Source organism: Achromobacter dolens (genome assembly GCF_902859745.1).
GTDB lineage: Bacteria > Pseudomonadota > Gammaproteobacteria > Burkholderiales > Burkholderiaceae_B > Achromobacter > Achromobacter dolens.
Genome location: NZ_CADIJW010000006.1, coordinates 187479 through 196717, shown reverse-complemented (window position 1 = coordinate 196717; position 9239 = coordinate 187479). Strand labels below are relative to the sequence as shown.

Annotated in this window: 6 protein-coding genes; 4 read left to right on the top strand and 2 right to left on the bottom strand. The window is 69.2% G+C overall.

Translation table 11 applies throughout. The features are described 5' to 3' along the window. The 3 genes from gspN to HV783_RS07910 all read left to right on the top strand — a co-directional run. Positions 1-699, top strand: a 699-nt coding sequence (gene gspN, locus HV783_RS07920) for a type II secretion system protein N (protein ID WP_175188929.1), incomplete at its 5' end; no start/stop codon positions are given. Positions 700-956: 257 nt separating this feature from the next. After that, positions 957-3134, top strand: a complete 2178-nt coding sequence (locus HV783_RS07915) for a TonB-dependent receptor plug domain-containing protein (protein WP_081273374.1) — start codon at positions 957-959, stop codon at positions 3132-3134. Continuing rightward, entirely contained in the window at positions 3134-3664 is a 531-nt protein-coding gene (locus tag HV783_RS07910) for a TlpA disulfide reductase family protein (protein WP_116793304.1), read from the top strand. The genes HV783_RS07915 and HV783_RS07910 overlap by 1 nt, the downstream gene beginning before the upstream one ends. Positions 3665-3800: 136 nt before the next feature. Here HV783_RS07910 and gspE read toward each other — a convergent pair whose 3' ends face one another. Both gspE and gspD read right to left on the bottom strand, forming a co-directional pair. After that, on the bottom strand, positions 3801-5228 hold the full coding sequence (gene gspE, locus HV783_RS07905) for a type II secretion system ATPase GspE (protein ID WP_054504116.1): 1428 nt from the start codon (positions 5226-5228) through the stop codon (positions 3801-3803). Next, positions 5225-7846 (bottom strand): type II secretion system secretin GspD, encoded by a 2622-nt coding sequence (gene gspD, locus HV783_RS07900; RefSeq protein ID WP_054504115.1) that lies wholly within the window; start codon positions 7844-7846, stop codon positions 5225-5227. Before gspD ends, gspE begins: the two co-directional genes overlap by 4 nt. Before the next feature lie 174 nt (positions 7847-8020). Between gspD and gspF the strand changes: the two genes are divergently transcribed. Next, on the top strand, positions 8021-9226 hold the full coding sequence (gene gspF, locus HV783_RS07895) for a type II secretion system inner membrane protein GspF (protein ID WP_175188928.1): 1206 nt from the start codon (positions 8021-8023) through the stop codon (positions 9224-9226). Positions 9227-9239 lie beyond the last annotated feature (13 nt).

The window sequence follows — 9239 nt, the reverse complement described above, 5'->3', positions numbered from 1 at the left end:
GCCCTCGCGGCCGCGGCCGCCGTGCTGCCGGCGCGCTGGCTGCTGGCCTTTTTGCCCGCCGACGCGCCGGTGGCGCTGGCCGACGCCGCCGGCACCGTCTGGAACGGCAGCGCCTGGCTGGCGCTCGGCCCGCCCGGCGCGCGCCGCATGCTGCCGCTGGCCCTTCACTGGCAGTGGCGCTGGTCATCGCTGACGCTGGAACTGTCGCACCCCTGGCTGCGTGGACCGGTGCGCGCCGGCCTGGGCTGGGACGGCCTGTCGCTGTCGGCACAATCGCTGCGGTTGCCCGCCACGGTGTTGCCGGCGCTGGGCGCGCCCTGGAACACGCTGGCGCCCGAAGGCACGCTGGAACTCGACTGGCAGACGCTGCGCCTGGGCGGCGCCCTGCCCGACGCGCCCCTGGCCGAACTGCGCTGGCGCGACGCCGCCACCGCCTTGTCACCCGTGGCCCCGGTCGGCACCTACGTACTGCGGGTGCGCGGCAACGGCCGGGCCGGCGCCACGCTGGCGCTCAGCACCGAGAGCGGTCCGCTGGCGGTCACAGGCCAGGGCAGCGTCAATGCCCGCGGCGTGCGTTTTCAGGGCCAGGCGACCTTCGCGGCCGGGACCAGCGAGGCCGAGCGCAGCGCGCTCGACGGCCTGATGTCGACCCTCGGCCGGCGCAGCGACGACGTGGTGGTCTTCGGCACCGGCAAGTAGTTTCAGTGTCACGGCCCTGGCGGACGCCCTCGCCGCGGCGCACCGCTCACTATCAGACCGGCTGACGTTGACGCAAATTTTCATAAACCATAACGTTTTGAATTCTTTGCATCACGACAGATCCGCGTCATCCCATGGGCATGCCATCCCGCCTCACGGTCCCCTCCTGTATCAACTGAACGCGCCGCGGCGCGGACGCGCTGCGTCCGCCGCCCGATCGTTCGCACCAGGAAACCGTTCGCCCGATGCCTCCCGCCATGCCTTCCGTCTTCTCCTCTCGCACGCCGTCCCGTTTCCGGCTAGCCGCCCTGGCGGCGGCCCTGACCACCGCCGGCGCCGCCCAGGCCCAGGCCCCATCGGCCGCCGACAACACCGCCACGCTACCCGCCATCACCGTCATCGACCGCTCCAACCAGGGTTCGATGCGGCCCGGCGCCTTGCGCGACGAACTGGTCAAGACGGAATCCATCAGTGAACGCGCCATCGCCAAGGCCGGCGCCACCAACATCAACGAAGCGCTCGACAAGAATCCCGGCATCGCGGTGCAGGTGGAATGCTCGATCTGCAATGTGCGCAACGTGCTGTTGAACAACCTGCCCGGCCGCTACACCACGATGATGATCGACGGCGTGCCGATCTTCTCCTCGGTATCGTCGGCCTATGGACTGGACAGCGTCAGCGTCTACGGCGTCGAGCGCATCGACGTCGCGCGCGGCGCAGGCGCCAGCCTGATCGCCCCGGAAGCCCTGTCCGGCTCGGTCAACATCGTCACCAAGCGCCCCACAGAGGCCGAGAACCGCGCCCGCGCGCAGATCGGCAGCTACGGTTCGCGCCAGGGCGACGCCTACCTGGCGCGACCGTTCGAGGGCGGCGCCATCACCGCCACGCTCAACTACAACAAGCACGACTCGGTCGACGCCGACCACAACGGCATCTCGGAATACACCGGCTACGACCGCAGGCTGGGCGGCATCGGCTTCTTCCTGGACGACGCGGGCGGCTTCAAGGTCCGCGGGCGGATCGACGTGGTCAACGAAAAGCGCGGCGGCGGCGCGCTGGGCGCCGATTATTCGGCCATCAAGCACAGCACCACGGGCAACCCCTTCAACTGGAGCGGCGGCGTACACGGCTCGCCCGACCGCAACGGCTGGGTCAGGCCGGAAGACGGCACCATCGTTGACTACGACGAGGGCCCGGACGGCGATCGCGGCGGCCGCGGCGGCATGTCCGAGATCATCTTCACGGATCGCGTGCAGTTCATCTCCACCGGTGAAAAGCACTTCGGCGACAGCCTGTTGCGCCTGGCCGTCGGCGCGGCAGAGCACAAGCAGGACAGCTTTTACGAGCTGGCCACCTACATCGCCCGCCAGAAGCAGTATTACGCCGAAGCCAGTTGGCAGACGCCCATCGCCGGCTGGTTGACCACCACCGGCGCCAACTTCCGCTACGAAGACCTGAAAAGCCACGGCAGCATGGAAGACGGCACCGCCGTGCGCGGCGTCGACGACTATGCCTATCGCACGCCCGCGCTGTTCGTGCAGGCCTACCGCGCCTTCCTGGACGACGCGCTGGAAATCAATGGCTCCGTGCGCTATGACCGCCACAACGTCTTCGGCGGCATCACCTCGCCGCGCCTGAACGCGCTCTATCACCACACGGCCGAGCTCTCCAGCCGCTTCAGCATCGGCAAGGGCTTCCGCGCGCCCACCAGCTTCTTCGAGCAGGAGCACGGCATCCTCAACACCATCCGCATCGACCGGCGGATCACCAAGCCAGAGGAGTCCCTGAACGCCAGCTATGCGCTCAACTACGCCGACGACCGGCTGGCGGTGACCGGCTCCTACAACTACAACCGCATCAAGAACTTCGCCATGCTCGACCCGAGCCAGATAGATGCCAACGGCGACCCGATCACGGTGTTCAGCAGCGCGCGGCAATCCGTCATCGTGCAAGGCGTGGACGTGACGCTGTCCTACCTGGTCACGCCCGCCCTGTCGGTCATGGCCGCCGCCGAAGGCTTCAACTACCGCTTCCCGGCGGGCTCGCTGATCTTCGCGCGGCCATACGCCAAGGCTTACCTCGGCCTCGACTACGACCGCGGCAGCCTCGACCTGAACGCCAAGCTGGTCTGGACCGGCCCCATGAACCTGCGCAAGTTCCACGGCGACGGCTCGGACGGCCCGAACCGTTACAACCTCGACGGCACGCCCAAGCGCGACAAGAGTCCCGGTTTCTTCACGCTCGACCTGCGCGGCGAATACGCCATCAACAAGAACTTCACCTTCTACGCCGGTGTCGACAACGTGTTCGACTACAAGCAGTCGGACAAGGAAAGCCCGCTGTTCGTCGACAGCGCGGGCGATATCGACGTGACGCAGTTGTGGGGGCCAAGCCGCGGGCGCTACCTGTACGCCGGCACCAAGATCAGCTTCTGATGCGCCGCGGGCTGCTGCACGCCTGCCTGGCACTGTGCGCCGCGCCGCTCATGGCGGGCGCACAGTCGCCGCCGGGGTCGCCTCTGCCGGCCGGGCGCGCCTGGGACTTCTCGCTGCCAACACTGGCCGGCGACCGCTTCGTGCGGCTGGCGGCGCTGGACGGCCCGGTCCTGGTCAATTTCTGGAGCCGCGACTGCCCGCCGTGCGTCGCCGAGCTGCCGCGGCTGCAGGCCTTCGCCGCCGACCATCCGGCGTGGGCCGTGCTGCTGGTCAGCACCGATACACCGGCCGTCGCCACGGAATTCGCGCGGCGCCACGACATCACTCTGCCGGTATTGCGTCCGGGCGGCAATGTCCTCGCCCTGATGCGCGCCGCCGGCAACCGGGGCGGCGCCCTGCCATTCACGGTGGCGACCCGCGCCGCCCACATCTGCGACGGACAGCTCGGCGCGCTGTCCACGGCGGATCTGCAACGCCTCACGGCGCGCTGCGCAACGGCGCCGGCTGCGCCCGTCGCGCCCGGCCCGTGACGCCGCCGCGCCGGGCGCGACGGGCGCGCCATGCGCGCATTGGCCGCCGCCGGTCACGCGGCGCGCTGCATGCCACGCGACACCCGCACCGCCCCGCCTGCTGGCAGGGACGGCCCGGCCGCCATGGCGTGGCCGGCTAGGCGTCGCGTGTCACCCGCAGGATCTCTTCCGGCGAGGTCTCCCCGCTTTCGACCCAGCGCGCGCCATCCTCGCGCATGCTGAACATGCCGGCAGCGCTGGCGGCGCGGCGCAGTTCGCGCTCGTCGCTGCCTTCGTGGATCAGGCGGCGCGCCTCGTCATCCACGGTGAACAGTTCATGGATGCCGGAACGGCCGGCGTAGCCGGTATGGTTGCAGGCTTCGCAGCCCACCGGCTGGAATACCCTCGCACCGTCCCGCATCGACGGCTTCTTGCAGGCTGCGCACAGCTTGCGCACCAGCCGCTGGGCCAGCACCCCCAGCAGCGACGAGGACAGCAGGAACGGCTCCACCCCCATGTCGGTCAGGCGCGTCACCGCCGACACCGCGTCGTTGGTGTGCAGCGTGGCCAGCACCAGGTGGCCCGTCAGCGACGCCTGCACCGCGATCTGCGCGGTCTCCAGGTCGCGGATTTCCCCGATCATGATGACGTCCGGATCCTGGCGCAGAATGGCGCGCAGCGCCAGCGCGAAGCTCATGTCGATCTTGGCGTTGACCTGGGTCTGGCTGATGCCGGGCAGGTCGTACTCGATCGGGTCTTCCACGGTCAGGATGTTGCTGGTGGAGGCGTCCAGCCGGCTCAGCGCGGCGTACAGCGTGGTGGTCTTGCCGCTGCCGGTCGGGCCGGTCACCAGCACGATGCCATGCGGCTGGCGGATCAGCCGGTCCAGTTGCCGCAGCACGCCGGGCGCCATGCCCAGCTTCTCCAGCCGCAGGCGGCCGGCTTCCTTGTCCAGCAGGCGCAGCACCGCGCGCTCGCCATGCCCGGTGGGCAGGGTCGAGACGCGCACGTCGATCGGCCGGCCGCCTACCCGCAGCGCGATGCGGCCATCCTGCGGCAGGCGCTTTTCGGCGATGTCCAGATGGGCCATGATCTTGATGCGCGAGATCAGCGCCGCGTGCAGCGCCTTGCGCGGCGAGACCACGTCGCGCAGCGTGCCGTCGACCCGGTAGCGCACCACCGAATGGGTCTCGAACGGCTCGATGTGGATATCGCTGGCGCCGTCGCGCGCCGCCTGCGCGAACAGCGCGTTGATCATGCGGATCACCGGCGCGTCGTCCTGCGCATCCAGCAGGTCGGCAACCTCGGGCATGTCCTGCAGCAGTCGGTCCAGGTCGATCTCGTTCTCGGCCACGCCCATCACCGAGGCGGCGTCCTCGGCGTGGCTGTAGGCCGCCGCCAGCAGCGTTTCCAGGGCGTCGTCGTCCACCCGCGCCACGGCGATGTCGCCATGGCAGCGCTGGATCTCGCGCACCGCCCATTCGGGCGTGCGCGGGCTGACCGTCAATTGCGCGTGGCCGGCGCGCAGCGACAGCACCGCCCGCTGCGCGCGCGCCCAGGCGTAGGGCAAGGGATGCGCGCTCATAGATGCGAGACCAGTTCGCCCTTGAAGCCCAGTTCCTTGAGCAGCGCCGTCGCGGTGGAGATCGTGCCGGGGTCCTTGGACACCTGGCTGCGCACCACGTAGCCCATGCCGCCCGGCCCCGTCTGAACGTAGGCCTGCAGCCCGCTGGCCTGCACCCGCTGGGCGATGCGGTCGGCCTCGGCGCGCGTCTTGACCGAGGCGAACTGCAGCGTCGCGCTGGCGCTCTCGGCTTCGCCGTAGAGCGAGGACGGATCGCGCGCCACGCTCACTCCCAGCGGCAGGCTGGCGCGGATCGGCTGCGCCGGATCGCTGGTCTGGCGCGCCGCCGGGTACTGGCGCACCGCGAACGACTCGACCGTCGTGGGCGGCGGACGCCGCATGGTCTCGGCCAATTGGTCGGGACGCATGTCATAGGCATTGTTGGACACCGACGGCGCCGACCCGGGCGGCGGCAGCATCGGCGCCTGCATGTTCGGCAGCAGCCAGTGGTCCCCCGGTTGCGCGCCGCCCTGGGCGCGGCGCATGTAGTCGTAGCGGTCCATCGTCACGCCCGCGCTCTGGCGCGCATCGCGCACCACGTAGGGCCGCAGGAACACCATCAGGTTGGTCTTGGTGCGCTTGCGGCTGTCGTACTTGAACAGCGAGCCCAGCACCGGAATCGAGCTCAGGCCCGGCACGTTGTTGGAGGTCAGCGTCACGTTGTCTTCGAGCAGGCCGCCCAGCACGATGATCTGGCCATCGTCGATCAGCACGCTGGTGTCGATGGCGCGCTTGTTGGTGACGATGCCGGTGGTCGCCGACGAACTGCTCTCGTCGATGCTGCTGACTTCCTGATAGATGTCGAGCTTGACCGCGCCGCCTTCGGAAATCTGCGGCCGGATGTTCAGCTTCAGGCCGACGTCCTCGCGCTGGATGGTCTGGAACGGGTTGGAGCTGCCATTGCTGCCGCTAGTGACGTACTGGCCGGTCACGAAAGGCACCGTCTTGCCCACCAGAATGCTGGCAGACTGGTTGTCCAGCGTCAGCAGGTTCGGCGTGGACAGAATGTTGGCTTCGCCACTGTTCTGCATCGCGCGGGCCAGCACGCCCAGGTTGATGACCTTGTTGCCAAGCACGTCAACCGTGCCCTTGACCACGCCCAGGCTCAGGCCGCCGCCCAGCGCGTCGATCGAGGTCGGGCCCTTGCCCGACAGGCCGCTGCCGCCAAGGTTGGTGCCGCCGATGAAGCTGGTGCCGCCGCTGTTGATGTTGCCGGCACCGGTCATCCACTGGATGCCGAATTCGGCCGCCGCCTGCTCGCTGACCTCGACGATCAGGCTTTCGACCAGCACCTGCGCACGGCGCTGGTCGAGCTGATCGATCACTTCCCGCAGGCTGCGGTACAGCGGCTCGGGCGCCGCGATGATGAGCGAGTTGGTGGCCGGATCCGCCTGGATCGTCGCGCCGCCGGCGGAGTAGGACACGGCCTGATTGCCCGAGTCATCCCGCGCGATGCGGTCCTGGTCGCCGGACAGGCCGCCCTTGCCATTGCCGGACCCATTTGGCGTATTGGACGACATGCCCAGGCCCGAAGCGGGATTGGCGCCGCCACCGGACGATTGCGACGGGCGATTGCCGCCGGCCTGTCCGGAATTGCCGCCCGCGCCAGCGGTGTTGGCGCCGGGCGCCGAATTGGCCTGACCGGCCAGCAGCCCGCCCAGCACCTCGGCGATACGGGTGGCCTGCGCGTTGCGCATGTAGACCACGTGCAGGTTGCCGGCGCGGTTCTGCTGCGCGTCCAGCTTGGTGATGAGATCGCGCGCCAGGCGCGTGCGCGCCGGACTGCCGGCGCGGACCAGCACGCTGTTGCTGCGCGGGTCGGCCACCACCGCGATGCGTTGGGTCGGGTCGCTGCTCTGCGTGTCAAGCAATTGCGACGCCAGGATGGCGATGTCGGAGGCGATGCCCGAACGCACCGGCACCACGTCGGTATCGATCGAGCTGGGCACGTCGATGCGCGCGATCACGGCCGCGATGCGGTCGAGGTTGTCGGCATAGTCCGTCACCACCAGCGTATTGTTGCCGGGATACGCGTTGATCGGGTTGTTGGGCGGCACCATCGGGCGCAGCACCGGCACCAGGTTGGCCGCGTTCTCGTACTTCAGCGGGAACACCCGCGTCAGCATTTCGCCGCTATTGCCCGAGCGGCCGCGCGCGAAGTCCGCGACCGGCACCGGCGCCTTGCCCGCGCCGCCGGCGGCGGGCGCCGGGCGCGGATCGCCCACCACCGCGCTGCCCTGCAGCTTGGCGTCGGCCTCCGGCACCACGCGGGTCACGCCGTCCACATCGACGATCGCGAAGCCTTGCAACCGCAGCGCGCCGGTCAACATCGACAGCGCCTGTCCGCTATCGACCGGTCGGTCCGACACCAGCGTGAGCTTGCCCTTCACGCGCGGATCCACCAGGAAATTGCGCTTGGTGAACAGCGACAGCGCACGCAGCACGGCGGGGATGTCCGTGTCCACGAAGTTCAGGCTGACACGATTGTCCGCCTGTTGAGCATGGGCCAGACTGGCCGCGGGTCCGAGTTGGCTTGCCGCTAGCAAGACCGCAAGGCTGAGTTGCGCGAGATGACGCATGACGAGATGTGCCTGAGACGTGAAGTCGTGTGAAAAAACGTGAAAGCGCGTCGGAGTATACGGGGTGACACTGCAACACTACGGTCATAATCCAGAGGCAAGGTGACGGGCTGCAAAGCCTTGATTTACGGGCCTTTCCGCCAATCGGCGGCGACCCCGAGCCACCTTCCCACCATGCCATCCTTCCGTTACGAAGCGACTGACGCGCTCGGCAAGATCGTGCACGGCACGATCGACGCCGACAGTGAACGCGGCGCCCGCAACCAGTTGCGCGGCCGCGGCCTGCTGCCCCTGTCCACCACCCCCGCCGCGCGCGTCGAAGGCCTGGGCGCCGCGCTGCGCACGCGGCTGTCCGATGCCGACCTGGCCTGGCTCACGCGCCAGCTCGCCAGCCTGCTGGCCGCCCGCCTGCCGCTGGACGCCGCGCTCGGCGCCACGCTCGAACAGGCCGAGAAGAAGCACATCGCCGCCACGCTCGAAGGCGTGCGCGACGATGTCCGCGCCGGCCATCGCCTGTCCGCCGCGCTGGCCTCGCGCCCGCGCGACTTTCCCGAGATCTACCGCGCCCTGATCGGCGCCGGCGAGGAATCCGGCGACCTGGCGCAGGTCATGGAGAAACTGGCGGACTACATCGAAGAACGCAACACGCTGCGCAGCAAGGTCATGACGGCGTTCATCTATCCCGCCGTGGTGGCCTGCGTCTCCGTCATCATCGTGATCTTCCTGCTGGGCTACGTCGTGCCGCAGGTGGTATCCGCCTTCAACCACGCCAAGCAGCAACTGCCGGTGCTGACCCGCATCATGCTGGCGCTGTCCGACTACGTGCGCGACTGGGGCCTGGCCACCGGCGCCGTCATCGCGCTGGCCATCGTGCTGTGGCGTTACTCCCTGCGCGCGCCCGCCGCCCGCCGCGCCTGGCACGCCCGCGTCCTGCGCCTGCCCCTGGCCGGCCGCTTCGTGCTCGGCGTCAACGCCGCCCGCTTCGCCTCCACCCTGGCCATCCTCTGCGGCAGCGGCGTCGCCCTGCTCACCGCCCTCGACGCCGCCCGCCGCACCCTCGGCAACGACGTCCTGCGCGGCGCCGTCGACGAAGCCGCCGCGCGCGTGCGCGAAGGCGCCTCCCTGTCAGCCTCGCTGGCCGCGCAGAAAGCCTTCCCCTCGCTCCTCATCCACCTGATCGCCAGCGGCGAAAAGACCGGCCAGCTCCCCGAACTGCTGGACCGCGGCGCGCAGAACCTCTCACGCGACCTCGAACGCCGCGCCATGGCCATGACCGCCCTGCTCGAACCCGCCCTCATCCTGCTGATGGGCGGCTTCGTCCTGCTGATCGTGCTGGCCGTGATGATGCCGATCCTCGAAATGAATCAACTGATCCGCTAGACGCACAAAAGGA